The sequence below is a fragment of the Paenibacillus sp. J22R232 genome, assembly GCF_056269165.1.
Genome location: NZ_JBWDNK010000004.1, coordinates 222,056 through 238,178 on the forward strand (window position 1 = coordinate 222,056; position 16,123 = coordinate 238,178).

At 47.0% G+C, this 16,123-nt stretch carries 11 protein-coding genes; 7 read left to right on the forward strand and 4 right to left on the reverse strand.

Annotation, left to right across the window (positions count from 1 at the left end; translation table 11 throughout):
* Genes AC0YN3_RS14810 through AC0YN3_RS14830 form a run of 5 tightly spaced genes read left to right on the forward strand, consistent with a single transcriptional unit; the run spans position 1 to position 7,777 of the window.
* Positions 1–1,833, forward strand: a complete 1,833-nt coding sequence (locus AC0YN3_RS14810; protein WP_475775798.1) for a DUF2194 domain-containing protein — start codon at positions 1–3, stop codon at positions 1,831–1,833.
* 4 nt (positions 1,834–1,837) lie between these two features.
* The gene (pelF, locus tag AC0YN3_RS14815; RefSeq protein ID WP_475775799.1) at positions 1,838–3,277 is read left to right on the forward strand and encodes a GT4 family glycosyltransferase PelF; all 1,440 of its coding nucleotides are present in this window, start codon (positions 1,838–1,840) and stop codon (positions 3,275–3,277) included.
* Positions 3,253–6,366 carry an exopolysaccharide Pel transporter PelG gene (gene pelG, locus AC0YN3_RS14820; protein ID WP_475775800.1) on the forward strand — a complete coding sequence of 1,038 codons (3,114 nt, stop codon included), beginning with the start codon at positions 3,253–3,255 and terminating at the stop codon, positions 6,364–6,366. The genes pelF and pelG overlap by 25 nt, the downstream gene beginning before the upstream one ends.
* Position 6,367: 1 nt before the next feature.
* Positions 6,368–7,078, forward strand: a complete 711-nt coding sequence (locus tag AC0YN3_RS14825) for a polyphosphate polymerase domain-containing protein (protein ID WP_475775801.1) — start codon at positions 6,368–6,370, stop codon at positions 7,076–7,078.
* A gap of 18 nt (positions 7,079–7,096) precedes the next feature.
* On the forward strand, positions 7,097–7,777 hold the full coding sequence (locus tag AC0YN3_RS14830; RefSeq protein WP_475775802.1) for a DUF4956 domain-containing protein: 681 nt from the start codon (positions 7,097–7,099) through the stop codon (positions 7,775–7,777).
* Between the two features lie 127 nt (positions 7,778–7,904).
* On the opposite strand, the gene AC0YN3_RS14835 is transcribed toward AC0YN3_RS14830, so the two are convergent.
* From AC0YN3_RS14835 to AC0YN3_RS14850, 4 genes are all read right to left on the reverse strand, one after another.
* On the reverse strand, positions 7,905–10,175 hold the full coding sequence (locus AC0YN3_RS14835) for an ATP-binding protein (protein ID WP_475775803.1): 2,271 nt from the start codon (positions 10,173–10,175) through the stop codon (positions 7,905–7,907).
* 174 nt (positions 10,176–10,349) lie between these two features.
* The gene (locus tag AC0YN3_RS14840) at positions 10,350–10,835 is read right to left on the reverse strand and encodes a hypothetical protein (RefSeq protein ID WP_475775804.1); all 486 of its coding nucleotides are present in this window, start codon (positions 10,833–10,835) and stop codon (positions 10,350–10,352) included.
* A gap of 221 nt (positions 10,836–11,056) precedes the next feature.
* Positions 11,057–11,566 carry a hypothetical protein gene (locus AC0YN3_RS14845; protein WP_475775805.1) on the reverse strand — a complete coding sequence of 170 codons (510 nt, stop codon included), beginning with the start codon at positions 11,564–11,566 and terminating at the stop codon, positions 11,057–11,059.
* Between the two features lie 116 nt (positions 11,567–11,682).
* Positions 11,683–13,791: a multicopper oxidase family protein gene (locus AC0YN3_RS14850; RefSeq protein ID WP_475775806.1), complete on the reverse strand. Its 2,109-nt coding sequence runs from the start codon at positions 13,789–13,791 to the stop codon at positions 11,683–11,685.
* Between the two features lie 281 nt (positions 13,792–14,072).
* Between AC0YN3_RS14850 and AC0YN3_RS14855 the strand changes: the two genes are divergently transcribed.
* Positions 14,073–14,294 carry a hypothetical protein gene (locus AC0YN3_RS14855; protein ID WP_183562932.1) on the forward strand — a complete coding sequence of 74 codons (222 nt, stop codon included), beginning with the start codon at positions 14,073–14,075 and terminating at the stop codon, positions 14,292–14,294.
* A gap of 329 nt (positions 14,295–14,623) precedes the next feature.
* Positions 14,624–16,027 (forward strand): MATE family efflux transporter, encoded by a 1,404-nt coding sequence (locus AC0YN3_RS14860; protein WP_475775807.1) that lies wholly within the window; start codon positions 14,624–14,626, stop codon positions 16,025–16,027.
* The last annotated feature ends 96 nt before the right edge of the window (positions 16,028–16,123 follow it).

Below are 16,123 nucleotides of genomic sequence, written 5' to 3' on the forward strand. Positions count from 1 at the left end.
ATGAAGAAGGAGCTTAATTTCTCCAAAAATATATATATTATCTTGCTAGTCATATTGGCATTGGGCGTAATCATACAAGTTGCTCGATCTCAGTATGTATTGCAGTTCAAGCATAATACGAATTTAACCGAACAGCGCGCGGCATTGCTTAGCAACGTTAAGGAGCATCCATTGGAAGAGCTGTCTGGAACCAATTATTGCGTCGTTTACCATGGTTCTGATGAGTATAGCGTTTTACTTAAAAATAACGCAGCGCGCACGCTTCAATACATGCAGAAGAAAACGACCGAATTTAATATTGCGGAGCAGACTCCGGTATTTAACGGTTGTGGCGTCTTAATTATTGCCTACAATAACCTTGATGAGCTTGGGAATATAAACCGGATTGATCAATTTGTTAATGATGGCGGCTACGTACTATTTATGAGCTCCTTAAACATAGATGCTAATTTTCAAGTTCTCTATCGGAAATTAGGAATCGCGGCATTCGGTGATCTGCATGAAATGATGGGAATCGAGCTGCTCTCAAATGTGCTCATTGGCGAAAAAGAGCTTCACATCAATGATGACTTTATGGAGAATTCAACGATGAGCGTCGAGCTCGACGACCAGGCTGAACTGCTAGCTACAACATCGGACGGAAATCCCCTCTTATGGACGCGGTCCTACGGTAAAGGCGCTTTTATGATGATTAACGGTACCATGCTGCAGGAGAAAATTAACCGCGGCTTTTTCGCGGGTTCTTTAAGTCTTCTAGAGCCCAATTTTATTTATCCCATATTCAATTCTAAAATATTTTTCATAGATGATTTCCCTGCTCCCATATCAAAGGGTGTAATACCTGCCATATACCGTGAATACGAACGCGACACGCCAAGTTTCTATCAACAAATCTGGTGGCCGGATATGCTAAAGGCAGCAAAAAAATACGGAATAAAATATACGGCAGTCATTATTCAATCCTATCACGATGAAGTGGAGCCTCCTTTCGAGAAGCCAGTTGATGAAGACCGATACGGATTGATTTCATATGGACGCGAAGTGATTAAGAGCGGCGGAGAAATTGGGATCCACGGTTATAACCATCAATCACTGGTAGTAGACAAATCCGTTTCCGAGAGCTTTGGTTACAACGCATGGAGAAACGCGGACGTGATGGCGGAGTCCATAAAAGAAGTGCTTAAGTTCACTAGCGAAGCATTCCCGAAATACACCTTGCTCTCCTATGTACCTCCTTCAAACGTTCTTGATGCGGAAGGAAGGGAGGCTCTCAAGAAAGGGTGGCCGGATTTGACCGTTATCTCCTCCCTATATGGTGAGGACGCCAGCGGCATGGCTTATGTTCAGGAATACGAAATTGCGAAGGACGGCATTATCGAGATGCCTCGCGTTACTTCTGGTTATGCGGAGGATACGTTTGAGCGCTGGGCGGAAGCGAATGCAATGACAGGCTTGGGTATCTACTCTCACTTTATTCATCCGGATGACGTTCTCAGCAGCGCGCGCAGCAAAAATCAGACCTGGGAGAAGCTTTATGAAGGCTTTACGGATAAAATAAAACGGTTGAAAAAGACATATCCTTGGATTCGCCCGATGACATCAACTGAAGCCGCGCTCGATATGGGAGTTGCCTTGACCTCGCAATTGACGCTCACTCAGACTGAGAGCAGCATCAAAGGGGAAGTATCCAACTATCGCTCTAATCTCTATTATGTGCTGCGTTCCGATAAGAAGATCGGCAAACAAGTCAATTGCTCGGTCCAAAAGATAGACACGAATACGTATCTCGTAGAAGTATATAATTCCAAATTCACGATTGAATTAGGTGGGTAATCACATGAGAATATGCATCATTGCGGAAGGGTCTTATCCGTATATTACAGGCGGAGTATCCAGCTGGATACACAGCATTATTAACCAAATGCCAGAGCATGAGTTTGTGATTTACGCAATAGGGGCACAAACCAAGCAAAAGGGCCAATACAAATACAAGCTGCCAAGCAATGTCGTTGAGGTAAAAGAAATGTTTCTCGACGCTTATTTATTTGAAGAGGGCGAATGGGGACACCGCTTTAAGCTCACAAATAGCCAGCAACAGGATATGATGGCGCTGCTCAGCGGGGAAGGATCAATTAACTGGGGGAACATTTTTGACTTGCTGCGCACGAGTAAATTCCGAAGAGCTGCAGACTTCCTATCCAGCAAGGATTATTTCGATATTTTGGAGCAGCTTGGGCGCAATAAATATAATTTGGTCCCATTTACAGAGATGTTCTGGACGGTACGCTCTATGATATTGCCGTTATTCTTAACGATTCGGCATGAAATTCCGATGGCTGACGTTTACCATAGTGTATCAACGGGATATGCGGGCGTCGTTGGGGCTTTAGCTAAGCATATACACAAGAAACCGTTGTTGCTAACAGAGCACGGCATTTATTCACGGGAACGGGAAGAAGAAATTATTAAGGCTGATTGGGTAAAAGGTTACTTTAAAGATTTGTGGATTGAATACTTTTACAACTTGTCTACTTGTACATACGAGGCAGCCGACCAAGTCATTACACTATTCAGCCGCAACAAGGAAATTGAGATTGAGGTTGGATGCGAAGAATCCAAAATCAGCATTATCCCGAACGGTGTGAACATTAACAATTATGTGGATATTGCAAAGGCTCCGCAGGATGGAAAGATTCGTATCGGGGCGATCGTACGGGTTGTGCCCATTAAGGATATTAAGACGATGATACAAAGTTTTGCTTTAATTAAGCATGAAGTGCCCAATGCCGAAATGTATATCATGGGTCCAATTGAAGAGGACGAGCAATATTACCAGGAATGCATGCAGATGGTAGAGTCTATGGAAATCAAGGATCTTGTATTCACGGGCGAAGTTCAAATCAAGGATTACATCGGCCAAATGGATGTTTTAATGCTTACGAGCATTAGTGAAGGGCAGCCGCTTGCTATTTTGGAAGGAATGGCATGTTCGAAGCCATTTGTAGCGACAAATGTCGGAAGTTGTAAAGAGCTGCTTAACGGGATGGATGACGGAATCGGACCGGCTGGCTTAGTTGCGCCTGTCATGCATTATGAACAACTTGCTAATGGTGTCGTAAAGCTTTGCAAAAACCAAAAGCTTCGTGAGCAAATGGGTCGAAATGCCTTTGAGCGCGTACAGCGTTATTATAAACATCAGGATTTTATTTCAAGCTACCGTAATCTTTATCAATCGTTGGGAGGCTCGCGAAAGTGGCTGGAATCGGCTTCGAACTGAGAAAGTTGTTTCAGGAGCAAGGACTAATCAATAACGTCAAGGCTTATGCCTACTCTTCATTGACAACCATTGGACCCATGGTTCTATGTATGTTCTTGATTATTGCGCTTCAAAGAATGATGTCTGTCTTTAATGGGAGCTACTTAGAGTGGGAGCTGTATATCTCAACTGTAACGTATTGTTTTATTTTCTCCATTATTATTACGAGCGGAATATCGATGGTCATTACGCGTTTCATAGCGGATATGATCTATCAGAAAAAGTATGAACAGCTGCTTTCCTCCTACTACGGGGCATTAATCGTTTGTTTGCCGGTGTGTGCTGTAGTTGCTTGGCTGTTTCTCCGAGAGGTATCGGCTGATTCAAGCTACAAGGTAGCGGCGTATCTATTCTTTATGGAGCTTATTATTATTTGGATTCAAGGCATTTACCTATCCGCTCTGAAAGATTACATGCGAATCGTTCGAAGCTTCACCATCGGCGTGGTGGCGGCCTTGCTTAGCGGGTTTTTATTGTTTACTTATACGGATATTCAAGCTACGACTACGGCTCTGCTTTCCATTGATATTGGTTTTTTTATTATTGCCGTGCTTTCTTCGTTTCACTTCGAGCAAATGTTTCCGCGCGCCAGAAGCCGTGACTATTTTACTTTTTTAACCTATTTCAAAAAGTACCCTTCACTCTTTTTTACAGGCTGTTTCGTGTATGGCGGCGTTTATATTCATAGCTTCGTTTATTGGTTCGGACCGTCTGGCGAGGAGGTAGCCAATCGTTTCTTGGTCATGCCGAGCTATGATTTACCCGTATTTTACGCATTTCTTTCGGTTGTGCCCTCCATGGTCGTTTTCGTCGTATCCGTCGAGACCTCTTTTTACGAGAAGTTCCGCACGTATTATTTAAACGTCCTAGATGGGGGTACGTATCAGGATATTAATAAAGCAAAAAAAGAAATGCAAAGGACGTTGCTTCGCGAGGTGAGCTTCCTAATGGAAGTACAGCTTCTCTTCACGATTCTTTCCATAGCATTAGGAATGAAGTTTCTGCCAAAAATCGGATTTACGATGGCACAGCTGGATTTGTTTCTCATTCTAACATTAGGTTATTTCTTATTTATTATCATGTTTGTGCTCGTGCATGTTCTGATGTACTTTGACGATCGGAAAGGTGTTCTTATGATTAGCGGCTTGTTTATAGTAGCAAATGCAGGTTTGACGTACTGGATGATGAATTTGGACCTAAACGGGTTCGGGATGTTTATAGCAGCATTTATCGCGCTTGCTGTTGGCATTGGCAGATTGCTGCATGTGCTGCGGAATATTGATTATTATACGTTCTGCTCGCAGCCGCTTACGACCAAAAGCCAACGTAAGGAATCACAAAAGTCGCTTGCTGGTTCCGGCGTCATTATTTCTGCAGTTATTGTGATGACGCTTGCGTTATCGGCTTGTTCCAGTAATAGTGCCAAAGCCGGCAACCAAGCAGCAAATAATGAAAGCAGCAGCTCTGTTACGGAGTCCGTGCAGAGCGATGGTATCTCAGAAGATAAGAGGGTCTATGAGCGTGATGAGGACGGCTCAGTGAAGGCTTTGTATGTGACGATTTTGCCTGATAAATCCGGGAAGGCCGACCCTGTAAGCTGGTACGGGCTTAACCGGATTACGGATCGCTATAGCGAAGAGAACATGGAAATCATCATGCAGGAAGGTAACGATGATGGCAAAGGACCTGTGACGGGGATGTTCGGGTACGGCGCTGACCTAGCGAATGCCAAGATTAGCCTTCGCGGCAATACGGCTCGCTATGCCGCTCAGAAATCTTACAAAATAAAATTATTTGATGAGGCAGGCTTGTGGAAAAATCAGAGAACGCTGAATTTAAACAAGCATTCAACGGACCTCTCGAGACTACGCAATAAACTAAGCTTTGATATGCTTGAGCAAATTCCTCATATTACAAGCTTGAGAACGCAATTTGTCCACTTGTACGTGAAAGACCTGACCGAAGGCGAATCAAATCAGAAGTATCAAGACTACGGTTTGTACAGTCAAATCGAACAGCCTAACGAAATGTTTCTCAAGTCCCATTGGCTAGATCCATATGGACAACTCTATAAGGTTAACTTTTTTGAATTCCAAAGGTACCCTGATCAAATAAAATCGCAATCCGACCCGGATTATGATAAAGCGGCATTTGAAACGATTCTTGAAATTAAAGGCCGCGAAGAGCATGATAAATTGATCGGTATGCTGGATGATTTGAATAATTATAAAAAGCCTATAGACGATGTAGTTGAAGAGCATTTTGATTTGGAAAACCTCTTAACGTGGACGGCTATAAATATTTTAATGGACAACATGGATACGGATGCCAACAATTTCTATTTGTACTCGCCTTTGAATTCTAACAAATGGTATTTCCTTCCTTGGGACTATGACGGCGGATGGGAGCTCCAGCGGGAGGGTAATTTCATTCGGTCATACCAAGCAGGCCTCAGCAATTTTTGGGGAAATACGTTGCATAACCGCTATTTCAGGAATGAGGAGCATATTGAGCAATTAAAGGATAAAGTGAATGAGCTTGCTAAATGGATTAACAAAGACAGCGTAGAGAAACAGCTTAACCAGTATAAGGATGTCGTAAAGCCTTATCTCTTTAGAGCACCTGATATGAATTACTTGCCTGGCCGCAATGTCGATTTTGATCAAGAGTTAGAACAGATTAAGAGTACCCCGGAACGTGCCGTAGAACGGTTTATTGCCGATCTAGAGAAACCAAAACCATTTTATATGGATGATGTCGATAACGAAGCTACGGAAATTCATTTAAGCTGGGGCATTTCGTTCGATCTCCAAGGCGAAGATCTTCTTTATGATGTGACCGTAGCGAAGGACCCTGCCTTTACCCAAATCGTGGCTTCGCAAAAAGATATCCAAATCAACAAGGCAACCTTCAAAAAACCGAATGATGGCATTTATTACTGGCGCGTAGTGGTAAGAGATAGCTCGGGCCACGAACAAACTTCTTTTGATTCTTTTACGGATGTTGAAGGTGACGAGTACAACGGCATTAGACAGTTCGAGGTGGATTAAAATGTTATTTCAAGGGAAGAAGCTTAGAAACGAAATGAAGTATTATATGCATACGCATGATTATATTTCGCTTCGCTATAAAGTATCAACGATGCTGGTTATGGATAAAAACTCATTGTCGATAGACGGGTACGGCATACGCAGCCTTTATTTCGACGGGCCTCACGACCATTCTTTGTATGACAAGAACAACGGTATTTTTAAACGCGAAAAATATCGTATCCGAATCTACAATGGCAGCGACGCTAAGATCACTGTCGAGCGCAAGAGCAAGTACGGTGAGTTCGTCTGCAAGGAAGCAGCCGTGATTAGCCGTGCGGAGTATGACGCCATTATGCGTAAAGATTATGAGATTTTGGCAGATAAAAAAGAGCCGTTGTTAATTGACTTTTATTCGGCGCTCGCGCACCGTGCTTTTCAACCCATCGTCATCGTGGATTACTTCCGGGAAGCCTACGTTTATGAACCCGGGAATGTCAGGATTACGTTCGACAAGCGGCTGACAGCGGGCGTCAATTCGTTCGATTTGTTTGATCCGCATTTGGTGCAGGAAGAAACGCTGCTGCCAGCTCAAACGATAATGGAAATCAAATTCGATGATTTCCTACCGGATAATATACGCAAGGTCATCCAACCGGAACGCCATACGCGATCCGCGATTTCGAAATATGTCATCTGCCGCGAGGCAGGCATGAAGCATTTTAAACAATAGACTAGCAGGGGTGCAATAATGAACGATACGGTTAATTTTCAGGACGTAATCAAAAAAAGCATGCTTCATCTCGAAGCATTTCGAAGCATTTCATATGTGGATATGTTTTTGGGCTTGGCATCGGCATTCGCAATCGGGTTATTTATATATTGGATCTACCGGAAGTCCTTCCGCGGAGTCGTATACAGTTATAACTACAATGTCTCCTTCGTGTTAATGACGATGATTACAGCGCTTATCATCATGACGATTAGCACGAATATCGTATTATCGCTCGGGATGGTAGGCGCGCTCAGCATCGTGCGCTTTAGGACTGCGGTAAAAGACCCGTTGGACATCGTATACATGTTCTGGGCAATCGCTGCGGGTATTGCGAGCGGAGCCAAAATGTATCCTCTTGCGCTAGGCGGATCAATCATTATTGGATTGACTTTGGCATGGCTGTCGAAACGTAAAATTAAAGAACAGGCTTACCTTTTGATTATCCGCCATACAGATCTTGCGACTGCCGAGCTACGGGTGCAGCTGCGCAAGCTCGATTCCAAGCTTAAGTCCAAGACGGTACGCAAGGATTTCACCGAGCTTACGGTCGAAATTAAGATGCGTGACGATAATACGGCCTTTATGAAAACGATAAGCGATATTGAAGGCGTACACGATACATCGTTAATTAACTATACGGGCGATTACGCGCAATAATAGCTTCATGTCATATAACAAAACAGGCCGAGCACCCTCAGTGGGGTGTTTGGCCTGTTTTGTTTGCAGCTGAAGGGAATCAGAAGCTAAATGTTTGAAACAGAAGGTGTGGCATAAAGCTTATTCTTTATGAGGTTCTCATCGGCAGCGTAATTTCCACGCATGTGCCCTCGCCAAGCTGGCTTCGGAAGACGATGGTGCCTTTGTGCGCAGCAATAATCTGCTGGCTTACCATCAGCCCAAGACCGTTGCCGCTCGCTTTCTTCGTGAAGAAGGGCTCGCCTAAGCGGATAAGATCCTCCTCTTTAATGCCGCAGCCTTGATCGATGAATTGTATAATAATCGATTCTTGTCGACAGCATTCAAGCTTGATGGACAGCATGCCGCCCTTAGGCATGGATTCAATGCCATTCTTCATGATATTAACGAAAACCTGCTTCAGCTGGTTAGCCTCGCCGATGACTTCCGGAAGCATGGGATCCGCGAGCAAGTCAAGCTGAACATTGCTCATTTTGGCCTCTGAATCAAGCAGCATCATAATATCGCTCACGAGATGAAGAATGTTGACCGGTTGATAGTGCGTCGCCTGCGGTTTGGCGAATACGAGAAATTCGCTTACGATCATGTTGATCTGATCAAGCTCTCCGAGCATAACCTCCAGGTTAGCTTGCGATAGGCTACCTGTCTTCTGCTGCAGCTGCACGAAGCCTCTGAGCGTCGTCAGCGGGTTGCGTACCTCGTGAGCCACGCCTGCCGCAATCTGGCCGACGACCGAAAGCTTCTCGGAGCGTCTGATGATTTCCTCTGACTGCTTGCGGGAGGTAATATTGCGCGAAATAGTCGCTATCGCAATGATGGCGCCAAGCTCATTGCGAATGGGCGAGATCGTTAGGCTGAGATCGATGAGCTCGCCGGATTTGGTATAACGCACCGTTTCGAAATCGGTGACGGAGCCGCCGCGCAGCACGGTAGCCTCAAGCTCGTGATGCGAGCTTAAATAATCATGAGGCACATTTTCAAGCGGCTTGCCGAGAGCCTCTTCTTCGTACCAGCCGTACATCTTTTCGAATGCCTTATTCACCTGAATAACGCTGCCGGACAAATCCGATACGTGTATGGCATCGGATGTATGGTTAACGAAGGACTCCAAATATTGCTTCGTGCTGCGGAGCTCCTCGGCCGTATCCTGAAGCTGCGTGGTGTAGCTGTGCAAGTTGCTGCCCATCGTATCGATTCTTGAAGCAAGCAAGCCCAGCTCGTCATTGCTGCGAATCGTAATGAGCTGGCCGAAGTCGCCGGCTGCGATCGCATTTACTTTGCTGAGAATTTGGTTCAAGCCGCGAATCATAAAGCCTGCAATGAAATAGCTGGCAAACATGGATACGAGGACGAGGCATAATGAAATGACCGATTGCATGAAAAGCTGTTTTTTAAGCGGCTTTAGAATCGCCTGCTGGTCAAAGCTGATGCAGATGACATAGGTTTTGTCGATCGTGATGGGAATAAACGTTTTCATCACTTGTTTGCCCATGATGTTGCTCTTCGCGGTTACCGCTTGCCCGCTATCCAAGGCATTCTGGATATGTACGGAGTCGTTTTCTTGGTCTTTGTACGTATATTGGCCAAATGGGATATCGCGCACGTCCAGATTGTAAACGGGAATGCCCTTTTTCATTTTGATAATCGGCCTTTTGCCAAAAAACTGCGGATCGAACCCTGTTATTTCCAAAATATCCTGCTGGTTAGCAATGATCTTATTCACGATGGAGTTCGTGCCAATCGAATAATCGAAATCCAGCAGCACCTGCGCGTTGACGTAGGGATTGATCATATAATTGGTCGTTCCGTCGTAATAGTCCCCCCATTTTCTAATCTTCTTAGGATCAGAGGTGGAGAAGTTAAATGGGCCGGACCAGTAGTTTTCGAGCTTTTGACCTTGTGGAATCGTTACATTATGGTTCTCAAACAGCTGAAGAAATGCGGTATGCCAGTAATCCCATGTTTTGGAGCTCATGTTGATTTCATTGGGATCGGATGATTTCAAAGCGATTACATCATCGCCGAAGCGCTTCCAAAGCGTAATATGGTCGACGCCAATTTTGCGGCTAAGCTCCACGAGCTGCTCGTTTTTCACGTTGTCGATATCGGGATCGAGCTGCGCTTTTGCCGCAATGGCAGCCAGTCTCAGCTTCTCGCCGATCTCATCCTCCATGGATTGCTTCGCGCTCTCCGAAGCCGTAATCGTTAGGCTGATCTGCTTTGCGATATTGTTCACTTGCTGTTCGAGACTTGATTGTACCTCAGCCTTGGAAGAGAAGTAATAGATGGATAAGCTCAGTGCCAAGATGACTGCAACGATGATAGAAATCGATAATGATAATTTGGCTTTAATGGACAACAGGATATCCCCCCAAAGTCTAAGGTGCACTTACTACAATTAGACACGGGTCTACATAATTCCTGTCGTTTCTTGGGGCATTTCTTAAAATATTTGTTGGAAGAAGGAATGTTCCTCATAAAAAAACGGAGAAACAGGGTTCTGTTTCTCCGTCCAATCACAAACGTATAGAAGCTAAGCGCGTGTGAACTGCTCTTCTTCCAAGTATTGCTCTGCTTCCTCATAGGTTTCGAAGGCCGATTCCAGATTGAGATCCGCATACAAATACCATAGGTCCTCTTCAAAAAGCAAAGTGAGCACCGCGTCGTCCGGACCGATCCATTTCTGCTCCAGCGGCGGTTTTTTCTTTTTCTTCTTTTTGGATTCCGGCTTCTCCGGGGGTGCGATAGCAAGCGAGCTAATCGATTTCTCGATAATCGAGCGAAGCTCCTCCTCCGTAAAGTCGCGAATATTGACAAGACCCTTGTCATCCGTCGCAACGCCTGGCACTAGTCCGGCGAAGACATAGCCGTTTCCGTTCGGATGCAGATGGTGCACGACCGATTTTTTCTCATGGGCGCTTTCCTCGTAATGGAAGTTGGTTCGTCCGAGAGAGACGTCCTTCCGTTCCAATTCGGGAAATGCCTCAATAATAGCGAGCTTTTGTTCAAAAGAAAGCATTTAATTCCTCCTAAAAGTTTGCGAAGCAAACTACTTCGTAAGCATGGGCTTAAGTTTGCGAAGCAAACTACTTCGTAAGCATGGGCTTAAGTTTGCGAAGCAAACTACTTCGTAAGCATGGGCTTAAGTTTGCGAAGCAAACCACTTCGTAAGCATGAGCCTGGGTTTGCGAAGCAGCTGTTGCGATGCTTGTGATTATACCACATAGCCGGAGGAAGTGGTTAAGCGTCTTTCCGCTTCATAAGAAGGATCATGGCGCCGGCAAGGATAAATACGATGGCGATAATCGGCTGGCTGAGTACAAACTTATTATAGAAGGAGCCAATCGAGAATACCGCGAAGAAGAGAAGCGACAGCACGCTAAGAATGTTGATTGGAATGAGCATCCATTTGTTGCGGTTGCCGAACCAGTAAAATTCGAAAAGGCCGACTGCAACGGCTAGGATAAAGCCCGGCCACATGTAAACCCAGTTATTGAATAACATTGCAATTTGGCAAATAACGCCTGCGACAAAAAGAATGCCGCCGGGAATGAGAAGGCCGACGCCTTTTCTTCCAACCATGGAAAAGTACATCCAGTGAAAGAATAGACCGAGCGGGATAACGAATAGCGATGGCCAGAAGTAGGCAAATATTTTGCCAGGTCCGAAGGTTTCGCCTTGGTTAAGGAACAGGCAAGCGCCGAGCAGAAGCAGGACAAACCCGCTAATTGTTCTTACATTAATATTCATTGTTCAATAGCACCCCAATCCACGTTTTATTAGCTGTCCTCAGCATAGCATAGATCAAAAACGGCTGTCCTCCTGCTGAAGGTAAAAATACGAACTGGACTAAAGTCCAGTATGGATTACTCCGGGTGATTAGGCGTCGCCGTTCCAACCTCGTAGGGCGACACGACACCTTCGTACATGAGATGCATCGTCATGCCAGCGGCGGCGTGCACTAAGTTATGGCAATGGTCCATCCAGATGCCGGGATTGTCTGCGCGGAACGCGACCTCATAGGAGTCTCCGGGTGCGACATCCAGCGTATCGGACCACCAAAGGCTGCCCGTAACGGACTCGTTGTTGCGCGACAGCACGAGCATGTGATGGCCGTGCAGATGCATGGGATGCTCGACGGAGCTGCGATTTACGATGGTTGTTTTTACGAGATCGCCTTCCTTGACGATGAACATCGGCGTATTCGGGAAGACCTCCCCATTGATCGTATCATAAGCGGCGAAGCCGCCGTTGAAGAAGGCAAACCGGTTATCCAGCACCATCATAAACTCGCGATCGAATTTGCTGTTCAGGTCAAAGGGGGCTGCCGTTGCCTCCGTACCGTAGTGCGTTGGATCAAAGGTTGTAGTCTTGCGGCGAACCGGTGCTTCTCCGTGGCCGTCTTTACTCATCAGTATGCCCAAGGAATTGCCTTTTCCAACCTGCAGAAAGACAGGAGTATCCGGCATGGTGAAGGTGATATCGTACCTGCCGCCGGTAAGGAGCTCAAGGCTCTGGTCATGCAGCTCGCTTGGTCCGGTCAGGTCGGTTCCGTCTATGGCGGTAACCTTAAAGGGAGCACCCGTCAAAACGTAGGACTGGCGAACCCAGTCATCGGTATGGATAAGTCGAAGCTTTACAGTCGTGCCAGGTGCAATCTTTTTTTGCTGGATGCCCCGGTTGTCACCAATCGACATGCCGGCATCTTCCCAGATATGCGTAATCACGGTGATGTCTTCGACATGGTCGGCGGCAGTATCGGACGGCTCTACGATGAGTGCGCCGAATAAGCCTTTTTGAACAGCGGTTTTGGAGTTTTGATGAGAATGATACCAGAAGGTGCCTGTCTGCTCGGCTATGAAACGGTAAGTATACGTTTCGCCGGGCATGACCGCATCCTGCGTTGCGCCGGCAACCCCGTCCTCCGCGTTCGGCACGTCAAGGCCATGCCAGTGCAGGGTAACGCCATCTTCGATGTCCTTGTTGTGAAGGATAACCTCCACAAGCTCGCCTTTTCTCATCCGAAGCTCGGGGCCGGGCACTTGGCCGTTATAGGTCCATGCTTCGACTTGCTCCCCAGAAGCTAGCGTGACGCTCTTATGCTCGGCGGTAAGCGCAAAACGGCGGTCCGGATTTCCCGAGAGCGGCCCAGTCAGCTTCTTTACCGAGACGGGTGCCGTTTCCGTGCTTGGCTGGCTGCTGACAGCTGGGTGGCGATGTCCGGCCAATGCTAAGCCGTTCGAAGGAGCATTAGCGATGCCGTAGTCGGCTTTGCCTGCCATCATGCTGAGTCTCTCGGGCAGCTTGCTGCTCTCCAAAGCGGTTAGGAACGGAATGCTGCCAACGGCCAATAGGGCTAGCAGCACGCCGCCATGCGTCAGTCTGCGCCTCCATGGGCGATACACGAGCGGTGCTGCCGCGGCCAGTTGGTTACGCCGGGTTTGCAGCATCCACAGCAAGCAGGCAAAAAAGAGGAGCGAGGTTATGGGAATCGTTACGGCCGTCCAATGGAACGGAATGGGCGGTACGAATGCGAAATAAAACAAAGCGGCCGAGCATAAGGCCGCAAGCTGAAACGGAACGATGAACGCAGGATCGGTAGCCTGCCGCCTGCGTGCGACGTCTGGCGCAAGCCCTGTCCGTCCGTTCGTTCGATGCAGGAGCTTGCGAAGCCTAGGGATAGAATAAAACCAGATCAGGAGAACGGGCATGACGGCAAGCGGCGTCCGGACGAACAGCCGATCCAGCCAAAACAGCGGGTGTGCCGTAGCCGCGAGCACGGCATCTGCACCGGTGATGACGGAAGCAAGCAAGCTTAGGCAAACGGACCAGAAAACGAGCTTGCGGGTCTTTATGTTAAGCTGCTTTTCTGTTTTGCAGTAAATGAGCTTGGCTGCTTTCCCAGCCGTAACGAGTGAAAAAACAACGAATAGCATTAAAGCGCCGAGCTCTAAATTAATGAGCAATGAGTACATCGGTATAGCCCCCTGAAGAATGTGTTGGTATGCGGTTTCAAGCGTCTCGAAGACGCGTTTACTAGTCGTCATTTATCTTATCTAGTACGGAAGCAATGAAAAACCGCCGCAGGTCCGAACGCAGTCCTAGACCTGTGGCGGGGGAGATTCGTCGGAAATACTCGAAAGGAATCGAACGTTACAAAAAGCGGAAATACTTCTTATGAAACGACATTTTACACCCCTTGTATAGTTCTATGAAAGCGCTATTATTAAGGTAATAAGAGGCAGGAGGTGATAACATGAGCCAAGAGGAAGAAGTAGTTCAAGAAGGCGTGGAAGAAACCGCAGAACTGATTTCGGAAGAGGCTCCAGCGGAAGAGGCAGTAGAAGCTGTTGAAGCTGAATTGGAAGAAGAGGAAGCGGAAGAAGCTGCCGCTGCGGTAGAGGAAGACGCTGCAGAGGAAGAAGAGGAAGAGGCGGCTGAGGAAGAAGCAGCCGAAGAAGAGTCTGAAGAGCAATAATGATATCTATCATTTTATATTATAAAGAGGAAGGCTGTTTCGAGGCTGCTTAGGCGGCTTCGGGGCAGTCTTTTTTTTAAATATAGGAAAGTGCAAGTTTCGCTCTTATTCCTATGCCTATATTTCATCCGCGAAACGATAGCTTACGCCGTCAAAGGACGGCGATAGCCGTTTATGGATGATAGAATTTGGCGAAAAAACCACGTATGCGTTTACATTGAAACTACCAACATTTTATTCGCGTAAAATCGTATTTCTTACGTGCAATAGCCCTCGCGATATGCTACGATACCTGTGCTTTACTTTTCCTATTAGAAGAAGGTGACATCATGGCAGCGGCAGAAGCCGGTAACGGACAAGGGCAGCAGGATCCGAAAAATATTAATTTGTTTTTTCTGACATGGCCCATATTTTTAGAAATCTTTTTATTTATGCTTATGGGCATCGCGGATACGCTTATGCTTAGCGCGATCTCGGATAATGCAGTATCCGGAGTGGGCGCGGCCAATCAATATTTGCATATCGCTATCCTACTGCTGGAGGTCATCGGCAACGGGGCATCCATCGTAGTTGCGCAATATATCGGTTCACGCAAGTTTATCGAAGCGGCCAAAATATCAGCGCTTGCCGTCACGCTTAATTTAGCGGTCGGGCTGCTGATCAGCTTAACCTTCGTGCTGTTTGGCGGGCATTTGCTCCAAACGCTGAATTTGCAGGGCGAAATTCTCGTTCATGCGAAGAGTTATCTATCCATCGTTGGCGGCATGATTTTCCTGCAGGCGATTATTAACTCGGTTGCGGCCATCATACGGGTTCACGGCTTTACGAAGGAAGCGATGTACGTATCGCTGGGCATGAATATCATCCACATTATCGGCAACTATTTGCTCATATTCGGAAACTTCGGCTTCCCAGAGATGGGCGTGCAAGGCGCGGCGCTTTCGTCGGTCATCAGTCGCGGTTTGGCGCTTGCGGTATTTTTCTGGATGCTGTATCGAATTATGTCGGTCCGGGTGGAGCTGCATTACTATTTCAACATGTCCAAGGAATATATATCCAAAATATTAAAAATCGGCATTCCGTCCGCGCTGGAGCAGGTGATGTACCAAACATGCCAAATCGTGTTTTTGTTTTACGCAACCTACCTTGGAGCAGCCTCCTTGGCAGCCAAAAACTATGCGAATAACATCTCGATGTTTACGTATTTGTTCGCATTCGCGATTGGCATGGGGACCTCCATTATTGTCGGCAGGCTGGTCGGTGCGGGCGAGCCGTCGACCGCGTATCACCGCGTGTGGAAAAGCGTGCGCTGGGCAAGCGGCGTTACCTTATTCGCCGTGCTGCTCGTAATCGCGTTCCGCGAGCCGCTCATGCGAATGTTTACGGACGATGAGGAAATTATCCGGCTTGGCGTAAGCGTTCTGCTTCTTAGCATCGTGCTTGAGACGGGACGCACGATCAACATCGTGCTTGTCAATTCGCTACGCGCGGCTGGGGACGCGAAATACCCGCTATGGGTAGGCATGTTCTCGATGGTCGCAATGAGCTTGCCGCTCGGGTATTTCTTTATTTTTCAGCTTGACTTGGGCTTGGCTGGCATTTGGCTGGCTATTGCTGCGGATGAGTGGCTGCGTGCGTTCATCATGTTTTTCCGCTGGCGCAGCAGGGCGTGGGAGAAGCACGCTCTGGTCAAGCGGGAACAGAAGGACGCAGCGCCAGCTGTGCACGGATAGAGGCCATATATGCAAGGGATGCTCAGAAGGCTATGATGCCTCTCGGGCATCCCTTTTCTATTAGGCATACCAGGAATCGACAGCAGATGCTTGCTG

Excerpts from the sequence above, each read along its gene's own strand:
- AC0YN3_RS14855 (WP_183562932.1), top strand. The coding sequence starts at position 14,073 with ATGAGCCAAGAGGAAGAAGTAGTTCAAGAAGGCGTGGAAGAAACCGCA.
- AC0YN3_RS14845 (WP_475775805.1), bottom strand. The coding sequence starts at position 11,566 with ATGAATATTAATGTAAGAACAATTAGCGGGTTTGTCCTGCTTCTGCTC.
- AC0YN3_RS14810 (WP_475775798.1), top strand. The coding sequence starts at position 1 with ATGAAGAAGGAGCTTAATTTCTCCAAAAATATATATATTATCTTGCTA.
- pelF (WP_475775799.1), top strand. The coding sequence starts at position 1,838 with ATGAGAATATGCATCATTGCGGAAGGGTCTTATCCGTATATTACAGGC.
- AC0YN3_RS14840 (WP_475775804.1), bottom strand. The coding sequence starts at position 10,835 with ATGCTTTCTTTTGAACAAAAGCTCGCTATTATTGAGGCATTTCCCGAA.
- AC0YN3_RS14860 (WP_475775807.1), top strand. The coding sequence starts at position 14,624 with ATGGCAGCGGCAGAAGCCGGTAACGGACAAGGGCAGCAGGATCCGAAA.
- AC0YN3_RS14830 (WP_475775802.1), top strand. The coding sequence starts at position 7,097 with ATGAACGATACGGTTAATTTTCAGGACGTAATCAAAAAAAGCATGCTT.
- AC0YN3_RS14850 (WP_475775806.1), bottom strand. The coding sequence starts at position 13,791 with ATGTACTCATTGCTCATTAATTTAGAGCTCGGCGCTTTAATGCTATTC.
- AC0YN3_RS14825 (WP_475775801.1), top strand. The coding sequence starts at position 6,368 with ATGTTATTTCAAGGGAAGAAGCTTAGAAACGAAATGAAGTATTATATG.